This window comes from Methylobacterium cerastii (genome assembly GCF_022179125.1).
Lineage (GTDB): Bacteria > Pseudomonadota > Alphaproteobacteria > Rhizobiales > Beijerinckiaceae > Methylobacterium > Methylobacterium cerastii.
This window is the reverse complement of the sequence record NZ_BPQG01000077.1, coordinates 1-16,047: the sequence shown is the minus strand read 5'-3', so window position 1 is coordinate 16,047 and position 16,047 is coordinate 1. Positions and strand designations below refer to the sequence as shown.

Annotated in this window: 16 protein-coding genes and 1 pseudogene; 9 read left to right on the top strand and 8 right to left on the bottom strand. The window is 66.6% G+C overall.

What is annotated here, in order from left to right; translation table 11 throughout:
- The 8 genes from MFF13_RS21740 to MFF13_RS21705 form a co-directional block, all read left to right on the top strand.
- Positions 1-771 (top strand): cytochrome c oxidase subunit II (locus MFF13_RS21740; protein ID WP_238272915.1); only part of this gene is annotated, 771 nt, incomplete at its 5' end.
- Entirely contained in the window at positions 768-2,447 is a 1,680-nt protein-coding gene (locus tag MFF13_RS21735) for a cytochrome c oxidase subunit I (protein ID WP_147764174.1), read from the top strand. The genes MFF13_RS21740 and MFF13_RS21735, both read left to right, overlap by 4 nt.
- 10 nt (positions 2,448-2,457) lie before the next feature.
- Positions 2,458-3,117, top strand: coding sequence for a cytochrome c oxidase subunit 3 (locus MFF13_RS21730; RefSeq protein WP_147764173.1), 660 nt, complete (start codon positions 2,458-2,460; stop codon positions 3,115-3,117).
- A gap of 4 nt (positions 3,118-3,121) precedes the next feature.
- Complete coding sequence (locus MFF13_RS21725) at positions 3,122-3,433, top strand: oxidase (RefSeq protein WP_147764172.1); 312 nt, start codon at positions 3,122-3,124, stop codon at positions 3,431-3,433.
- Between the two features lie 117 nt (positions 3,434-3,550).
- Entirely contained in the window at positions 3,551-4,369 is an 819-nt protein-coding gene (locus MFF13_RS21720; protein WP_147764171.1) for a class II glutamine amidotransferase, read from the top strand.
- 170 nt (positions 4,370-4,539) lie between these two features.
- Positions 4,540-5,283: a NepR family anti-sigma factor gene (locus tag MFF13_RS21715; protein ID WP_147764170.1), complete on the top strand. Its 744-nt coding sequence runs from the start codon at positions 4,540-4,542 to the stop codon at positions 5,281-5,283.
- Between the two features lie 118 nt (positions 5,284-5,401).
- Entirely contained in the window at positions 5,402-5,815 is a 414-nt protein-coding gene (locus MFF13_RS21710; protein WP_147764169.1) for a DUF1236 domain-containing protein, read from the top strand.
- A 134-nt stretch (positions 5,816-5,949) separates the two neighbouring features.
- Positions 5,950-6,225 carry a hypothetical protein gene (locus MFF13_RS21705; RefSeq protein ID WP_147752841.1) on the top strand — a complete coding sequence of 92 codons (276 nt, stop codon included), beginning with the start codon at positions 5,950-5,952 and terminating at the stop codon, positions 6,223-6,225.
- 15 nt (positions 6,226-6,240) lie between these two features.
- Here MFF13_RS21705 and mscL read toward each other — a convergent pair whose 3' ends face one another.
- The 7 genes from mscL to MFF13_RS21670 form a co-directional block, all read right to left on the bottom strand.
- The gene (mscL, locus tag MFF13_RS21700; RefSeq protein WP_147764168.1) at positions 6,241-6,669 is read right to left on the bottom strand and encodes a large conductance mechanosensitive channel protein MscL; all 429 of its coding nucleotides are present in this window, start codon (positions 6,667-6,669) and stop codon (positions 6,241-6,243) included.
- A gap of 83 nt (positions 6,670-6,752) precedes the next feature.
- Complete coding sequence (gene pssA / locus MFF13_RS21695) at positions 6,753-7,589, bottom strand: CDP-diacylglycerol--serine O-phosphatidyltransferase (protein WP_147764167.1); 837 nt, start codon at positions 7,587-7,589, stop codon at positions 6,753-6,755.
- 73 nt (positions 7,590-7,662) lie between these two features.
- On the bottom strand, positions 7,663-8,373 hold the full coding sequence (locus MFF13_RS21690; RefSeq protein ID WP_147764184.1) for a phosphatidylserine decarboxylase: 711 nt from the start codon (positions 8,371-8,373) through the stop codon (positions 7,663-7,665).
- Positions 8,374-9,353: 980 nt separating this feature from the next.
- On the bottom strand, positions 9,354-9,644 hold the full coding sequence (locus MFF13_RS21685) for a hypothetical protein (protein ID WP_238272914.1): 291 nt from the start codon (positions 9,642-9,644) through the stop codon (positions 9,354-9,356).
- A 202-nt stretch (positions 9,645-9,846) separates the two neighbouring features.
- On the bottom strand, positions 9,847-10,710 hold the full coding sequence (locus tag MFF13_RS21680; RefSeq protein WP_238272913.1) for a DUF4747 family protein: 864 nt from the start codon (positions 10,708-10,710) through the stop codon (positions 9,847-9,849).
- A 167-nt stretch (positions 10,711-10,877) separates the two neighbouring features.
- Positions 10,878-12,788, bottom strand: a complete 1,911-nt coding sequence (locus MFF13_RS21675; protein ID WP_147764165.1) for an ABCB family ABC transporter ATP-binding protein/permease — start codon at positions 12,786-12,788, stop codon at positions 10,878-10,880.
- A gap of 143 nt (positions 12,789-12,931) precedes the next feature.
- Positions 12,932-14,485, bottom strand: a complete 1,554-nt coding sequence (locus tag MFF13_RS21670) for a LysM peptidoglycan-binding domain-containing protein (protein WP_147764164.1) — start codon at positions 14,483-14,485, stop codon at positions 12,932-12,934.
- Between the two features lie 268 nt (positions 14,486-14,753).
- Between MFF13_RS21670 and MFF13_RS21665 the strand changes: the two genes are divergently transcribed.
- Complete coding sequence (locus MFF13_RS21665) at positions 14,754-15,356, top strand: LOG family protein (protein WP_238272912.1); 603 nt, start codon at positions 14,754-14,756, stop codon at positions 15,354-15,356.
- A 571-nt stretch (positions 15,357-15,927) separates the two neighbouring features.
- On the opposite strand, the pseudogene MFF13_RS21660 reads toward MFF13_RS21665, so the two are convergent.
- Positions 15,928-16,047, bottom strand: a pseudogene (locus tag MFF13_RS21660) (gamma carbonic anhydrase family protein); the annotation flags it as partial.

Genomic DNA, 16,047 nt, shown 5'->3' with positions numbered 1-16,047 from the left:
GAGATCAGCTGGATGCTGATCCCGTTCCTGCTGACGCTGATCTTCTTCGTCTGGGGCGCGCGACTCTTCGTCATGTCGAAGAACCCACCGCCGGACGCGATGGTGATCGAGGCGATCGGCCGGCAATGGATGTGGAAGTTCCAGCATCCCACCGGACAATCCGAGATCAACGACCTGCACGTGCCGATGGGTCAGCCGGTCAAGCTGCGGATCATCAGCCAGGACGTGATCCACGCCCTCTACCTGCCGGCGCTGCGGATGCAGATGGCGGCTTTGCCCGACAGGTACACCGAGCTCTGGTTCAAGGCCGACAAGCCCGGCACCTTTCACCTCTACTGCTCGGAATATTGCGGCACCGACCACTCGGCGATGGACGGCAACCTGACGATCCTGAGCCAGGGCGACTACCAGGAATGGCTGACGCATTCCGGCGCCCAGCAATCCAAGGTCGCCGCCGGCAAGGCGATCTACGACGCCTACGGCTGCGGCACCTGCCACAACGAAGGCTCGACCGTGAAGGCGCCAAAGCTCGCCGGCCTCTACGGACGCGACGTGCGGCTCGCCGACGGGCGCACGGTCACGGCCGACGAGGACTACCTTCGCGAGAAGATCCGCAACCCCAACGGCAACCGGCTCGCCGAAGGCTACAAGCAGATCATGCCGAGCTTCGCCGGCGTGATCCCCGAAGACGACCTCGGCCGCCTGATCGACTTCCTGAAATCGAACACCCGCACCGTGGGCGACGCAGCGTCCGGAGAGGCCACGCGATGAGCGCATCGGGCACCGTCGACAGCGGGCTCGCCAACCGCGAGCCGCACGCACCGGAGGCGACGCTCGATCGCCCCGCCGACTACCTGCACGCGGAATCGACCCTGCGCTCGTGGTTTCTCACCACCGACCACAAGCGCATCGCGATCCTCTATCTCGCCTCGATCACCGCCTTCTTCATCGTCGGCGCCGTCGCCGCCGGCGTGGTGCGCCTAGCGCTGGTCGTGCCGAACGGCGCGGTGATGACCAACGACACCTACAACAAGGCCTTCACCATCCACGGCGTGGTGATGGTGTGGTTCTTCCTGATCCCGTCGATTCCGGCGACCTTCGGCAACTTCCTGATCCCGCTGATGATCGGTGCCAAGGACCTCGCCTTCCCCAAGCTGAACCTGACCAGCTGGTACGTCTTCATGACGGGGGCGCTGTTCACCATGGTCTCGGTGGTGCTCGGCGGCATCGACACCGGCTGGACCTTCTACGCGCCGCTCTCCACCGCCTTCTCGAACGGTTGGGTCCTGCCCGCCCTGATCGGCGTGACGATCGTCGGGTTCTCGTCGATCCTGACGGGGCTGAACTTCGTCGTCACGATCCACACCATGCGGGCGACCGGCATGACGTGGTTCAAGCTGCCGATCTTCGTCTGGACCCACTACGCCACCAGCCTGATCTTCCTGCTGGCGACGCCGGTCATCACCACGGCGCTGATCCTGCTGATCATGGAGCGCGCCTTCCACATCGGGGTGTTCGATCCGGCCTTCGGCGGCGACCCGGTGCTGTTCCAGCACCTGTTCTGGTTCTACTCGCACCCGGCCGTGTACATCATGGTCCTGCCGGGCATGGGGGTGATCTCGGAGATCGTCCCGGCCTTCGCCCAGAAGAAGCTCTTCGGCTACCGCTTCGTCGCCTACGCCGCGATCGGGCTCGCCTCGGTGACGTTCTTCGTCTGGGGCCACCACATGTTCATCAACGGGCAGAGCGACCTGGCCTCGCTCGCGTTCTCGGCGCTCTCCTTCGCGGTCGCCGTTCCCTCGGCGGTGAAGGTCTACAACTGGACCGCGACGATCCATAAAGGCAAGCTCCGCCTCGACACGCCGATGCTCTACGCGATGGGCTATATCGGCCTTTTCGTGCTCGGCGGCCTTACGGGCCTGTACCTGGCGACGCTGGCGATCAACCAGCACATCCACGCGACCTACTTCGTGGTCGCCCACTTCCACTACATCATGGTCGGCGGCACGGTGCTGGCGTTCCTCGGCGGGCTGCACTTCTGGTGGCCGAAGTTCACCGGCCGGATGTACAACGAGGCCTGGGGGCGGATCTCGGCGCTGCTGATCTTCCTCGGCTTCAACGTCACGTTCTTCCCGCAATTCATCCTCGGCTACCTCGGCATGCCGCGGCGCTACGCGACCTACCCGCCGGAATTCCAGTTGCTCAACGTCTTGTCCTCGGCGGGGGCGACGATCCTGGCTGCGGGGTACATCTTCCCGATGCTCTACCTCGTCTATTCCTTGTGGTTCGGCAAAAAGGCGCCGGCAAACCCCTGGGACGCCAAGGGGCTCGAATGGGAGACCGCCTCGCCACCGCCCACCCTGAATTTCACGTCGCCACCCGTGGTGCCGCGGGTGCCTTACGACTATCCGATCCAGGAGCAGGAAACGAAGGCGCAGCACCGATGAGCCAGCTTCGATGAGCGCGCGGCTCGCCGACGGCGTCGGCACCGAACGCGCCCACCACTTCGAGACCGTAGCCCAGCAGCGCTACGCCGCCACGCTCGGGATCTGGGCTTGGCTGATCACCGAGTTGCTGTTGTTCGCGGCTCTGTTCCTCGTGGCGCTGATCGTGCGGATCCAGCATCCGGAGGCGACGCAAGAGGCGGCGCGCCACCTCAAGTTCTGGATCGGTGCGGTCAACACGGTGGTGCTGATCGTCTCCAGCCTTACCATGTCGATGGCGATCGAGTTCTCGCGGCTCGGCTGGCAGCGGGCGATGGTGCGGGCGATGCTGGCGACCGCGGCTTTGGGCAGCCTGTTCCTCGTGCTGAAGGGCTACGAATACTACGCCGACTATACGGAGCACATGATGCCGTTCCTCGGTTCGCGCCCGTACGAGCTGGCCGCGTCGCCCGCGTCGCGCCTGTTCGTGAACCTGTATTACGTCGCCACGCTGCTGCACGGGCTCCACCTGCTCACCGGCATCTCGCTGCTGCTCGGCATGACCTGGATGGCGTCGAAGGCAGGGTTCCTGTCGCGGCACCAGAACTGGATCGAGATCTACGGCCTCTACTGGCACTTCATCGACCTGATCTGGATCATGGCCTTCCCGATCCTCTACGTCGTCAACCGGTAGCCCGATGCGCAATCCGCTCGCGACCCTTTCGGACGACGACCGCGCTCTGCTGAAGGCGCGACTGCGCAAGCCGGTGCTCAGCTTCCTGGCGCTGATGGGCCTGCTGGCAGTCAACGTCACGCTCGGCGCGACCCTGCCGTTCGAGCAGGTCTGGACGCTCGAGCTCGTCGTCGTCGCCGCGATGGCGCTCGTCGTCCTCCTCGTCTCGATGGAGGTGCTCCACGAGCCGCCGCTGGTGAAGCTGTTCTCGGGCCTCGGCTTCTTCTGGGTCGCGATCATGGTCGGCATGACGTTGACGGATTACCTCGGCCGCTGACGCAAGCGCGCGGTTCGCGGTTGTTCGCTGCGGCAAACGCACCTAAACCGGAGCGGACCTCCGGGCGGCGGACGATCCGCGCCGAGGCCCCGCCCGACCAGGTAAGTTTCCGAGACGATGTGCGAATTGCTCGGCATGAGCGCGAACGTGCCCACCGACATCCGCTTCTCGTTCGCGGCTCTGGCGCGGCGCGGCGGCGAGACCGGTCCGCATGCGGACGGTTGGGGCATCAGCTTCTACGAGGGGCGCGGCTGCCGCAGCTTCCACGAGCCGGAGCCGAGCGCGAAATCCGAGTTGGCGCGGCTGCTGCGCGACTACAAGATCAAGAGCCGCATCGTCATCGGGCACGTGCGCAAGGCCAACCGCGGCCGCGTCAGCCTGGAGAACACCCATCCGTTCTCGCGCGAGCTTTGGGGCCGGCGCTGGACCTTCGCGCATAACGGCCAGCTCAAGGGCGTGAAGAAGCTGCCACTCGGCGGGTTCATGCCGATCGGCTCGACCGACAGCGAGTACGCCTTCTGCTGGATGCTGGGCCGCCTGCAAGCGCGCTTCTCCGCCCTGCCCAAGCCCGCCCTGCTCGACCGCGCTGTGGCCGACCTCAGTGCGGAGCTTCACGCGCTCGGCGTCTTCAACATGCTGCTGTCCGACAGCCGGACCCTCTACGCCCATTGCGGCAAGCGGCTCTGCTACCTCACCCGACGGGCGCCGTTCGGCACCGCGACGCTGATCGACGAGGACTGGCGCGTGGACTTCGCGCAGGAGACCACCGAACGCGACGTGGTCTCCGTCGTGGCGACGCAGGCGTTGACCCGCGACGAGTGCTGGACGGACCTCGCGCGCGGCGACGTCATCACCCTGCGCGACGGCGCGATCCGGCTGCTGAAACCCGGCGCGCCGGCCGCAGCCACCGTGGTGGTCGCCCCGAAGCCCTGTTGAGGCAAGGTCCGATGCACTCGGATGTGACGGTCCGCGAAGGTGCAAGCGGGGCTGCGATAGGTTAAACACACACCATGACCGGAGCGGCGCTGGCGCGAGCCGCGAACGTCCCGCCTCGCGGGTCCGGACCGCCCGCGAGCCCGCTTTAAGACCGTAGATTGCGACGCATCATGACCCGCGACGAGACCGACACTCTTCCGAGCCAGTCTGAAAACGGCGGCAAGGATGCGCGGCCCAACCTGTCGCACACCATCCGCTCGCATCTCGGCGACCACCTGCGCAGCGCCTACGACACGCTGGGCCAGACCGAGCTGCCGAGCCGCTTCGCCGAGCTGATCGCGAAGCTCGAGGCGGCGCTCAAGGCCCGCGGCGAGGCGATCGAGCCGGAATTTCGCAACGGCCTGCTCGCCGCCGTCCCGTCGCTGCGTGCCTTCGCGCTGTCGCTGACCTCGAACCCGGCGCGCTCGGACGACCTCGTGCAGGATACGCTGATGAAGGGCTGGCAGCACCGCGCCCGCTTCCAGCCCGGCACCAACCTGAACGCCTGGCTGTTCACGATCCTGCGCAACATCTTCTACTCGGATCACCGCAAGCGCGTCCGCGAGGTCGAGGATCAGGATGGCTCCTACGCCGCGCGGCTGGCCACGGCCCCGCACCAGGGCGACCGCCTCGACGTCGAGGATCTACAGACGGCGCTCGCCAAGCTCCCGCCCGACCAGCGCGAGGCGCTGGTTCTGGTGGGCGCCGAGGGCGTCTCCTACGAGGAGGCGGCGACGATCATGGGTTGCAAGGTCGGCACCGTGAAGAGCCGCGTCAGCCGGGCCCGCGGGCGGCTCGCCGAACTGTTGGGCTACGACGAGGAAGACCTCGGCTCCGACCGGTTCATCCAGTCGGCGATGCCCAAGGACGCTTGAAAAGACGCGTGAGAACCGGTCCTTTTTGACGCATCCGTTTCCGGGGGTCGTGCGTTACCGGCCCGAGACTCGCCCAGCGTCGAACGGCGCGGCGGGCATCGGAACACGGAGTTTTACCATGCAGTTCAAGTCCATCCTGGCCGCCTCGGCCCTCGTCCTCGCCCTGCCGCTCGCCGCGCAGGCCCAGGGCACCATCCGCGGGGCCGAGCGCGGCGCCGAGACCGGCTCCGACATCGGCGGCCCGATCGGCGGGATCGTCGGCGGCGCGGTGGGCGCGGCGACCGGCACCGTCGGCGGCATCCTCGGCGTCGACATGCAGCCGCGCTTCCGCAGCTACGTCCGCGAGCGCAACGTGCGCTCCTACGATTACGACGGCCGCGTCGCGGTCGGCACCACCCTGCCGGGCGACGGCGTGACCTATTACGACGTGCCCGACGAGTACCGCGTCCAGGCCGGCACCCGCTACACCGTGATCAACAACCGCCCGGTTCTGGTCGATCGCGGCCACCGCATCGTCGAAGTGATCGACTAACTTTTTCAGCCTCCACCAATCCGAGAGGGCTCCGGGGCGATACGCCTCGGGGCCCTTTTCGTTGGTACGCTGCCGTGCAACGCTTTGCCGCATCGCCCGTTAGGGTTCTGACGGCGAACGGGAATTCTGAAACCATGGACGACGACGCCATCGACGCGAAGGCCGGCCTGCCGGAACCGGTTCGCGACCACCTCGGCCAGCAGCTCCGCTCGATGCTGACGGTGGGCCAGGAGAAGCCGCGCTTCCTCGGTGACGACCCTGCCCCCGATGAGACCTTCGCGCCGCAGCTGCAGCGCCTCGAGACCCGGCTGAAGACCCACGAGGAAGGCACCGGCGCCGTCGAGCACGCCCTCGACCGCATCCTCGACGCGTTCGGCGTCACCCCCGAGGACGACAAGCCGGCGGCCTGAACACCGCCTCCGCGCTCAAACCTTGGGGCGCGTCGCCAGCAGGTCGCGGATCTCGCCCAGGATCTTCACGTCCGCCGGCACTTCGGCGATCGCCTCGGGCTTGGCCTCTTCCTTGGTCTGGAGCTTGTTCATCGCGCGGATGACCAGGAACAGCACGAAGGCGACGATCATGAAGTTGATCGCCACGGTGATGAACTGGCCGTAGCCGATCACCGCGCCCTGCTTCTTCGCCTCGGCATAAGCTGCGCCGGCTTGCACCTTCGAGGAAAGCGGCAGGTAGTAGTTCGAGAAGTCGAGGCCGCCGGTGATCGCGCCGATCATCGGCATGAACACGTCCTGCACCGCCGAGGTCACGATCGCCCCGAAGGCGGCGCCGATGATCACGCCGACGGCGAGGTCGACCACGTTGCCGCGCAGCGCGAACTTCTTGAACTCTTCGAGCACGGCGGCCCCCCTCACGTTTCAGCGGGCAAAACCTATCGCAAGTTGCGCGCCGGCCTCAAGGCGAAAGGAATATTGTCCACCGCTCAGATCGCGGAGGCCGGATCCTCGCCGCTCTCGGGGCGCGTCTGCGGCTCGAGGCGTGACCGGCGGCGGTACTGCGCCGCGCCCAACGGCAGGCCGACGATGTAGGCGGCGCTGATCGCGACCAGCGATTCGAACGGGAACGAGATCAGCAGGCCGAAGGCGGCGACGCCCGCCAGGAAGATCGGGAGCACCAGCCCGCGGGGCACGCGCTTGCCCATGGTCTTGCCGGAGAAGGTCGGCACGGTGGAGACCACCAGCAGCGCGATGCCGAGCACGTAGACAAGGATCGCCGGCGCGGCCCAGGCCTCGAAGCCGAAGCCGAGGAAGTGCAGGTAGAGCGGCAGCATCGCCGTCATCGCCCCGGCCGGCGCCGGCATGCCGACGAAGTAGTCCTTCTTCCATTCCGGGCGGTTCGGGTCGTCGAGCATCGCGTTGAAGCGGGCGAGCCGGAGCGCCATGGCGATGGCGAAGATCAGCGCCACGATCCAGCCGAGCGATTTCAGGTTGTGGAGCGCGAAGCCGTAGAGGATCAGCGCCGGCGCGCAGCCGAAGTTGACGAAGTCGGCCAGCGAATCGAGTTCCGCCCCGAAGCGCGAGGTGCCCTTCAGCAGGCGCGCCACGCGCCCGTCGATGCCGTCGAGCACGGCGGCCGCGATGATCGCGATCACCGCCGGCTCGAACTTGCCCTCGAAGGCCAGCCGGATCGCCGTCAGCCCGAGGCAGAGCGCCATCAGGGTGATCATGTTGGGCGCGATCATCCGGAACGGTACCGGCTTGAACCGGCGCGGCCGCGGCTCGTTCGCGTCCGGCTCGAAGGGCGGGAAGAGATCGTCCATCGCCCCTCCTGAGAGCATTTTCGAGCGAAGTGGAAGCCGGTTCGCGTGAAGAAAATGCGACCGCACGAGTAAGTCAGATGCGCCGGAAGCTGCGCTCGGGGCCGCCGCCGAGGTCGGCGAGCACGGTCTCGCCGGCCACCGCCTTCTGGCCGAGGCCCACCAGCACGCGGGTGCCGACGGGGAGGTACACGTCCACCCGCGACCCGAACCGGATCAGCCCGAAGCGCTCGCCCACCGAGAGCTGGTCGCCGGCCGAGACGAAGCCGACGATGCGCCGCGCCACCAGGCCCGCGATCTGCACCACGCCGATCCGCACCGGCTGGCCGCCGTGCAGGGTCTCCATCACCATTCCGTTGCGCTCGTTGTCCTCGCTCGCCTTGTCGAGCTCGGCGTTGAGGAACAGCCCCGGCGTGTAGTGGATCTGGCCGATCCTGCCCGTCACCGGCACGCGGTTCACGTGGCAGTCGAACACGTTCATGAACACCGAGACGCGGGTCATCGGCACCGGCGGCAGGTCGAGCTCGGGCGGCGGCAGCACGGTGGAGATCAGGTTCACGCGCCCGTCGGCCGGCGACACCACGAGGCCGTCGGCCACCGGCGTCACCCGCTCGGGGTCGCGGAAGAAGTAGCACACCCACAGGGTGAGGATCAGGAACACCCAGCCGAAGAACTGCGAGAACGTGCCGGCCAGCACCGTGAGCACGATCCCGATCACGATGAAGGGGTAGCCCTCCTTGTGGATCGGGACGAGCGTCCGGCGGATCGTCAGGAGAAGGTCGTTCATGCGGTCTTTCGACGGGGCGGGGCCAAACGGGATTTTGACCCGCGCGATGGCAGCCCGGGGCGCGAAGGTCAACCTCGCGCGCCGTCGCGCGGTGCAACGGATCGGACGCCCCCCTCTCCCCGCGTGCGGGGAGAGGCCCGGCGGCACCCCGTCGTGCGGCCGGGAAGCGAAGGCGAAGCCGAAGCGACGGTGAGGGGGCGCGACCGGAGGAGGCTCGTCCGTTCGCGCCCCCTCACCCTCGGCTGCCGCCTCGCTTGGCCGACGACGCGGTCGTCAAAGCCCTCTCCCCGCAGGCGGGGCGAGGGGATGCGCGTCCCTCCAGACACGCCAAAACAACCCCACGCGGAAACCCTCCGCCGGCGGCATGGCCCGGACATCACGAAACAGGAGACGCGGGACGCCGCGGAACCCTGTGATGATGCGCGATTAGCCGGTTCCCCGGCGTCCCGCGGTGCCGGGCCCGGAACGCGGGCGTCGGCGCCGATTTGGCGTCGCGGCTGGTTCGATCGTAGCCACACAACGCGGGGCAGGAGGCCAAAGCCTCGAACGCCTGTCACGCTTCCGCGTCCGCGTCCGCGTGAGCGGTCGGTCGCGCCTAAGCCTTCCCGCGCGAGCACGAGCCCAGCCCCGCCATGCGGGTCCGGTCACTCCGGGCCACGGCACGCGGGTGAACCCGCCGCTCTGTGTCCCTGCCCCACGATGCCCGCGCCGCCGGCTGACCGACCGACGACCCGGGAGCCGCCACGCTGCCGACCGCCCCGTCGATCACCGGGCCGGCTCCTGACGGCGGCACCGGGACGAAACGCAGCCCCGGCGCCGTGCAGCGCGTGATGGGGTTATAGGCATGTTATAGGACTTTTGTCAAGATCAATTTCTAATCTGTATTTTGTCGATTTCGAAAAATTAGCTCAGAGATATCAAAATCAGATTTATTTCTGAAGGTCGCCATTATATGCAATTGTTACTGGGTTATTTATAATTCACTCCGCGTCATTTTTTCCAATCGACGCCGCAGTATTTACAATTCGTGCAGTATTAAATAATTGAGCCGCGGTGGCAGGCGCAACTAGCAACGCGTAACACATAGCCCAATATCCCAAAAAGTTGAATCCTACCCAGGCATAGGCTTGACAGAAAATTCCCATAAAAATCGCAAGCGTTTGAACTAATATAAAATGGTAAAATGAGGCGACAATTTTGACGAAATATGATTGTTTCTTACCTTCTTCGCTCAGATAAGTAAAAATTTTTGAGCCAGCGAATGCGAGCATAATTGCCATCCCACCCATCGAAAACCCGAGCAGGTTTGGTAAGATACTAGTAGGCATGGATGCCCAGACTCGATTACCATCGTTATCTAGCTTGATCCAAACCGGATAGGTTACAACTGTGAACGCAAACGCTAGCCATAAATAAATTGATTTTAAAAACTCAGACCATCCTCCATAAGCCTCCCAGTATAACTTTATTGGCTTAAGTGCTGGGAAATGGAGCCAACCAGTCGCGAGCGACGCCGATCGCTGTATCCACCGTGGTAGACTGAGAGTCGATCCGAGCAGTCTGCTTTTGGGGGTACTGCTTGGTCGAAATGGAAATCTTTTCCTCTCCATCCCTACCTTCTCCCCTTGAGTAGCCATGCCGTAGTGAGGCTTCGCCCTGAGCTTTTATTTGATCATCGGCCTTCAAGCCTTTGTGTGCACTTGAGGCGGTATAGACTGTGAGTTGGCGACTTGCTCTTATTTTTTCAAGCCGCTCGATTATTGCATCAGCGTCTTCAGTGTTGTCGTCAGAATTTGGCACGCTCACAAGTATCTCAAGTTTTCTAAGATTTTTTATGGCATATATTTTCTCTAACGCTGAAGAATCGACTAGTAGGTCCACCTCAACGTAGGCTGGCTTAGTGAGTTCGAAACGAAGAGCGCCAAGAGTTTTTTCATCGAAAAGTGCCCTAAACAAACGCTCAGCGCTGGAAGGGGCAAGAGTACGCCCCTCATCATTCCGAGATTCAAAAACCAGAATATGATCTTTTTCACGAAAGACGTAATTAAATCTTTGCCAGTGGAAACCAGTATTCGCCGGAATACTAATCTTAGCTTTTTGCTCTTCGTCCGGCTCTTGCATCAACAAGGTATCAATGATCCGCTCATTCGGATCAATTTCAGTCCAGGAATATATACTTCCCCAGAATACGCCATTTGATGACGCAGAAGGTTTGGTTATAGCTGCTGTCTTTTCACCAAAATAATTGATCCGACGTCCTGCGACACGCTCAAAAAGCTCTCTGTAGATCCCCTTTACGTGGGGATGAGCGCTAACATTGAGTGCGTGGTACTCCAAAATCGCTATCGCGACCTCCCTAATAAGGAAAGTCGTACTACGCCCCGTTGAATAGATGCAACGAGATTTCCTATCGCTTAGAGAGTTTTCTACACCCTAATGGAAATTTTGCCAGTGCCGGAGTTGAGAGGCATCTACCAGCCAAGACGATACCTCGGCTCAGCACTTTATTCCGCCACCATTACCTTCCCCCGAACCCCACGCACCTCAACCCGCACCCGCTCCGCCTCCTCCTCAGCCCGGCGCAACGCCGCCCGCGCGGCATCCGCCTCGCGCTGCCGGTTCCAGAGCGCGGCGTAGACCCCGTCCTGGTCGAGCAGCGCGGCGTGGGTGCCGCGCTCGACGATGACGCCCTTGTCGAGGACCAGGATCTGGTCGGCGTCGACCACCGTCGAGAGGCGGTGGGCGATGACGAGGGTGGTGCGGCCGCGGGCGATGCGGTCCAGGGCGTCCTGGATCTGCGATTCGGTGAAGCTGTCGAGGGCCGAGGTGGCCTCGTCGAGGACGAGGATCGGCGGCCCCTTCAGGATGGTGCGGGCGATGGCGACGCGCTGCTTCTCGCCGCCCGACAGTTTTAGGCCGCGCTCGCCGACGGGGGTGTCGTAGCCCTCCGGCAGGGATTCGATGAAGCGGTCGATCTGGGCGAGGCGCGCGGCCTCCCGCACCTCGGCCTCGGTCGCCTCCCAGCGGCCGTAGCGGATGTTGTAGCCGATCGTGTCGTTGAACAGCACCGTGTCCTGCGGCACCATCCCGATCGCCGCGCGTAAAGAGTCCTGGCGGATGGCGGCGATGTCCTGCCCGTCGATGGTGATGCGGCCGGCTTGCGGCTCGTAGAACCGGAACAGAAGGCGCGAGAGCGTCGACTTGCCGGCGCCCGAGGGGCCGACGATCGCCACCGTCTTGCCCGACGGCACCGCGAAGGAGACGCCGCGCAGGATCGGCCGGTCCGGGTTGTAGGCGAAGTGCACGTCCTCGAAGCGCACCTCGGCCGGGCCGGGGACGAGGGCCGGCGCGTTCGGACGGTCCGCGATCTCCGGGTTGCGGTGGAGGATGCGGAACATGTCGTCGATGTCGATGAGCGCCTGTTTGATCTCGCGGTAGATCATGCCCATGAAGTTCAGCGGCATCGAGAGCTGGACCAGCATGGTGTTGGCGAGCACGAACCCGCCGATGGTGGTGCGCCCGGCCAGGATGTCGCGGGCGGCGAGCCACATCACCGCGGTCATGCCGAGGGTGAAGATCAGCGCCTGGCCGGCGTTGAGCACGGCCAGCGACACGTAGGTCTGCGTCGAGGCCTTTTCGTACTTCGCCATCGCGCCGTCGAAGCGCTGGGTCTCGCGGGTCTCCGCGCCGAAATACTTCACGGTCTCGTAGTTCAGCAGCGAGTCGACCGACTTGCTGTTGGCGTCGGTGTCGGACTCGTTCATGCGGCGGCGGATCGCGATCCGCCACTCGGTCGCCTTGTAGGTGAAGCCGAGATAGGCCGCGACCATCACGAACACGACGGCCGAGTAGGTCCAGTCGAACTCGTAGGCCAGCACGCCGAGCACCAGCGCGAACTCGACGATGGTCGGCACCAGCGTCAGAACCATCAGGCGCGACAGCTCCTCGATGCCCGAGCGCCCGCGCTCCAGCACCCGCGTCAGCCCGCCGGTCTTGCGCTCGAGGTGGAAGCGCAAGCTGAGCTGGTGCATGTGCTGGAAGGTCTTCAGCGCCAGGCGCCGCACCGCGTGCATCGCCACCTTGGCGAACAGCCCGTCGCGCGCCTGCGTCAGCCCCGCCATCAGGATGCGCGAGGCGCCGTAGATCGCGATCAACGCCATCGGCGCCGCGAAGATACCGGTGGGGAGCGTGCCCTCCTTGCCGCCGACCGCGGCCACCAGCGCGTCGGTGATCCACTTGAAGGTGAAGGGCGTGACCATCGTCACGAGCTTGGCCACCAGCAGCAGCCCGAACGCCAGGAAGACCCGCCGCTGCAGGTCCGGCCGGCCGTAGGGCCACAGGTAGGGCCACAGCCGGCGATAGGTGGCGACGAGGCCCGGGCGCGCTTCGGGCGCCGGCTCGGGGGTGGGTGTCATGCGAAAGGGTCCGGGAGGTGCGTCGCCCGCCATATAGACCCGCCGCCCGCCCGGCACACCCGCCGCGACCGCGGGGCGGCGCGGCGTGGATGGATCGCGCCCTTCCCTCCCCCTCTCTGGGGAAGGGGAAGCGCGGCGGACCGTCAGCCGTTCTTGCCGGCCTTGTCCTTACCCTCGCCCGGCAGCACGAAGATCTGGCCGGGGTAGATCAGGTCCGGGTTGCGGATCTGCTGCTGGTTGGCGTCGTAGATCACCGTGTAGCGGTCGCCGGCGCCGTAGGTGCGGCGGCTGATCTGCCACAGGCTGTCGCCGCGGATGATCTTGGCCGTGTTCACTTCGGCGACGAACACGCCCGCCGCGGCGTCGGGCCGTGGCGGCTCGATCGCGGCGGGCGTCCGCGCGACGGCTCCCGGCGCGGGCGGCTGGGCCGGCGCCGCCGGGCGCGCTACTGTCGGCGCCTCGGGCGCAGCGGAGCGCGCGGCCGAAGCCGCCGACGGGGCAGCCGGCGTGGTGGAGACGCGGGCCTCGGCGTGCGTTTCAGGCGCCGGCTTGGCGGGCGCGGAGCCGACGGGCGCGGGCTTGTCCGGCGCAGGTCTGGTCGGCGCGGCGTTCGCGGCGACGCGGGCCGGTTCCGGCACCGAGAACGGCACCTCGGCGCGGCCGCGCACCTTGCCCGAGACCGCGTCGACCTGGTCGACCCGCACCATGTAGTCGCCCGGCTTCACGCCGCGGCCGATCGTGAAGGTGACCTTGCCGTCGGCCCCGACGCTGGCCGGCGCGATCAGCGTGTCGTTGAGGTAGAGCCGCACCGTCGCCCCGGGCGAGGCCTGGCTGGTGACGAACAGCCGCCCGCCCTCCTGCGCGTCCACGCTGACGATCTTGACGGGGGCGTTCGTCGCGGATGTGTCCGGCGTCGTCTTCGCGGCCGTCGCCGCCTTGCCCGGCGCCGCGCCGCTTCCGGCGCCGTCCTTGCCGGACGAGACTTTGCCGGGTGCGACTTGGCCCGGCACCGCCTGGCCCGGCACCGCCTTGCCCGCCACGTCCTTACTCGCGACGCCCTTGCTCGCGACATCCTTACCCGGCGACGCCTGACCCGGCCCGGCCGGCGACCCTTGCGCGGTCGGCGCGTCGGGCTGCGAAAGCACCACCGTCGGCTTGTCCGGCGCGATCAGCGCCACCAGCGGCTTCTCGGTGCGCGAGGGCGAGACCGCCACCGCGACGCTGTCCGCCGAGCGGGTCTCGCGGCCCTCGGCCGTGGTCGAGCGCAGCACGATCTCGCTGTTGCCCGCGGGCAGGGCCGGCGGCACGATCGCGAACTGCCCGTTGGGGTCGGCCAGCGCCTTGGCCACCGCCTTGCCGTCGACCAGGAGCTCCACGACGGTGTCCGGCGCGCCGCGTCCGGCCACCACCGACTCGCCGTTGGGCTCGACGCGGACGATATCGAACTTGAGCGCGGCCGGGGCGTCGGCCCGGGGGGCCGGCTCGGCCGCGGGCGCCGCCGCGCCGGGCTTGTCCTCGCCGTTGCCCATGCCGGCATCCGGCGCCAGGGCGCCCACCGCGCCGGGCGCCGGGTCGGTGCCGGCCAGGCGCGCGGGCTTCCACGCGTCGAGCCCGCCGAAAAGGGCCGCCACCAGCCCGAGCCCGATGAACAGGCCCAGGACCGCCAGAAACACGCCGCGCCGCAACTCCGCCGTCATGGCGCTCCATCCCCCGTCGACACCGTGCCCGGCCGCCGGGACTTTCGAGACCCGTTTTCGCGAAAAACCGTCGACTGTCCCGCCCATCTTACCGTACATGTCCGGGAGACCAAGCCGCCGCGCCGACGCGCCGACGAATTCCCGTCGCGATCAGCAGTTTGGCACCGATTTCGCCCCTGCCCGCGGGCGGTCTGCCGATCAGAGGCCCGGACCGGCGGCTCATGACGACGACCCTTGATACATGACGACCTTGGATGAAGGAGGCCGGATGGCGCCGGTGAAGACGGTCTGTGTCTATTGCGGCTCCGGCTTCGGCGGGGACCCGGCGTTCCGGCAGGCGGCGGAGACGCTCGGCGCCGCGCTCGCGGCCGCCGGGCTCGACCTCGTCTACGGCGGCGGCGACGTCGGCCTGATGGGCACGGTCGCCCGCGCGGTGCTGGCCGGGGGCGGGCGCGTCACCGGCATCATCCCCGACTTCCTGAAGTCGCGCGAGCACATGCTCGACTCCATCCAGGAGACGATCGTGGTCGGCGACATGCACACCCGCAAGCGCCTGATGTTCGAGCGCTCGGACGCCTTCGTGGCGCTCCCCGGCGGCATCGGCACCCTGGAGGAGCTGGTGGAGCAACTCACCTGGGCGCAGCTCGGCCGGCACCGCAAGCCGATCCTGCTCGTCGAGGTGAACGGGTTCTGGAAGCCGCTGCTCACCCTGTTCGACCACATGCGCGCCCACGGCTTCATCCGCGAGGGGCTCGACCTCAACTACGTCGTCGCCGAGGGCGCCGACGCGGTGGTGCCGACGCTCCAGTCCGAGAGCCGCCGCCTCGGCGACGACCCGGCCGCCGAGCGCTTCGTGACCGAGCGGCTTTGAGGAGCTGAGGGTATCGGCACTGGCCCTTCCCTCCCTCCTCTGCCGGCAGGGCGATCGCAGATGGCGACTTGCTCGTCGAACACCCACTGGCAGCACCACATCCTCCCGGGGCCGCGCGGCGGAGCCCGGGATCCGGACACGCTAGTCGAGCCGGACTTCCCAGCGTCGGCGGTTCTGGATTCCGGGCTCGCCTTCGGCGCCCCGGAATGACGGTGCGGTGCCATCTGTGATGACGTTCCTCCGCGGAAGAGGGGCGGTCGTCTGAGAACTCGGCGGCTTAGGAAGCCGAACCAAGCACGGGTTCCCCCTCTCCCCGTGGGCGAGGAGAGGCCCGACTGCACCTCGTCGTGCAGGCGGGAAGCTGAGGCGAAACCGAAGCGAGGGTGAGGGGGTGCGGACGGAGGAGCCTCTTCCGTTCGCGCCCCCTCAACGTCGGCTGCCGCCCCGCTTTGCCGACGACGAGGTCGGCAAAGCCCTCTCCGCGCAGGCGGGGCGAGGGGATGCGCGCACCTTGGACAGCACCGAAGCCGGGCAATCGGTGGCCGCGGCGGGGTTCGTGCGCGCCCCGCGCTTACCCCCGGCCGGCTTCGGCCTTCCGGTATTCCCGTCCGTGCTCGCAATAGCCCTCGACGATCCGGACCATCATCGCGCGCTTCTCGGCGTCCAGCGGGGCGAGGATGCGGGCCGGGCG

Bases quoted from the DNA above. Each gene is read 5' to 3' on its own strand.
- MFF13_RS21735 (WP_147764174.1), top strand. From the start codon at position 768: ATGAGCGCATCGGGCACCGTCGACAGCGGGCTCGCCAACCGCGAGCCG.
- MFF13_RS21730 (WP_147764173.1), top strand. From the start codon at position 2,458: ATGAGCGCGCGGCTCGCCGACGGCGTCGGCACCGAACGCGCCCACCAC.
- MFF13_RS21725 (WP_147764172.1), top strand. From the start codon at position 3,122: ATGCGCAATCCGCTCGCGACCCTTTCGGACGACGACCGCGCTCTGCTG.
- MFF13_RS21720 (WP_147764171.1), top strand. From the start codon at position 3,551: ATGTGCGAATTGCTCGGCATGAGCGCGAACGTGCCCACCGACATCCGC.
- MFF13_RS21715 (WP_147764170.1), top strand. From the start codon at position 4,540: ATGACCCGCGACGAGACCGACACTCTTCCGAGCCAGTCTGAAAACGGC.
- MFF13_RS21710 (WP_147764169.1), top strand. From the start codon at position 5,402: ATGCAGTTCAAGTCCATCCTGGCCGCCTCGGCCCTCGTCCTCGCCCTG.
- MFF13_RS21705 (WP_147752841.1), top strand. From the start codon at position 5,950: ATGGACGACGACGCCATCGACGCGAAGGCCGGCCTGCCGGAACCGGTT.
- pssA (WP_147764167.1), bottom strand. From the start codon at position 7,589: ATGGACGATCTCTTCCCGCCCTTCGAGCCGGACGCGAACGAGCCGCGG.
- MFF13_RS21690 (WP_147764184.1), bottom strand. From the start codon at position 8,373: ATGAACGACCTTCTCCTGACGATCCGCCGGACGCTCGTCCCGATCCAC.
- MFF13_RS21685 (WP_238272914.1), bottom strand. From the start codon at position 9,644: ATGCTCGCATTCGCTGGCTCAAAAATTTTTACTTATCTGAGCGAAGAA.
- MFF13_RS21675 (WP_147764165.1), bottom strand. From the start codon at position 12,788: ATGACACCCACCCCCGAGCCGGCGCCCGAAGCGCGCCCGGGCCTCGTC.
- MFF13_RS21670 (WP_147764164.1), bottom strand. From the start codon at position 14,485: ATGACGGCGGAGTTGCGGCGCGGCGTGTTTCTGGCGGTCCTGGGCCTG.
- MFF13_RS21665 (WP_238272912.1), top strand. From the start codon at position 14,754: ATGGCGCCGGTGAAGACGGTCTGTGTCTATTGCGGCTCCGGCTTCGGC.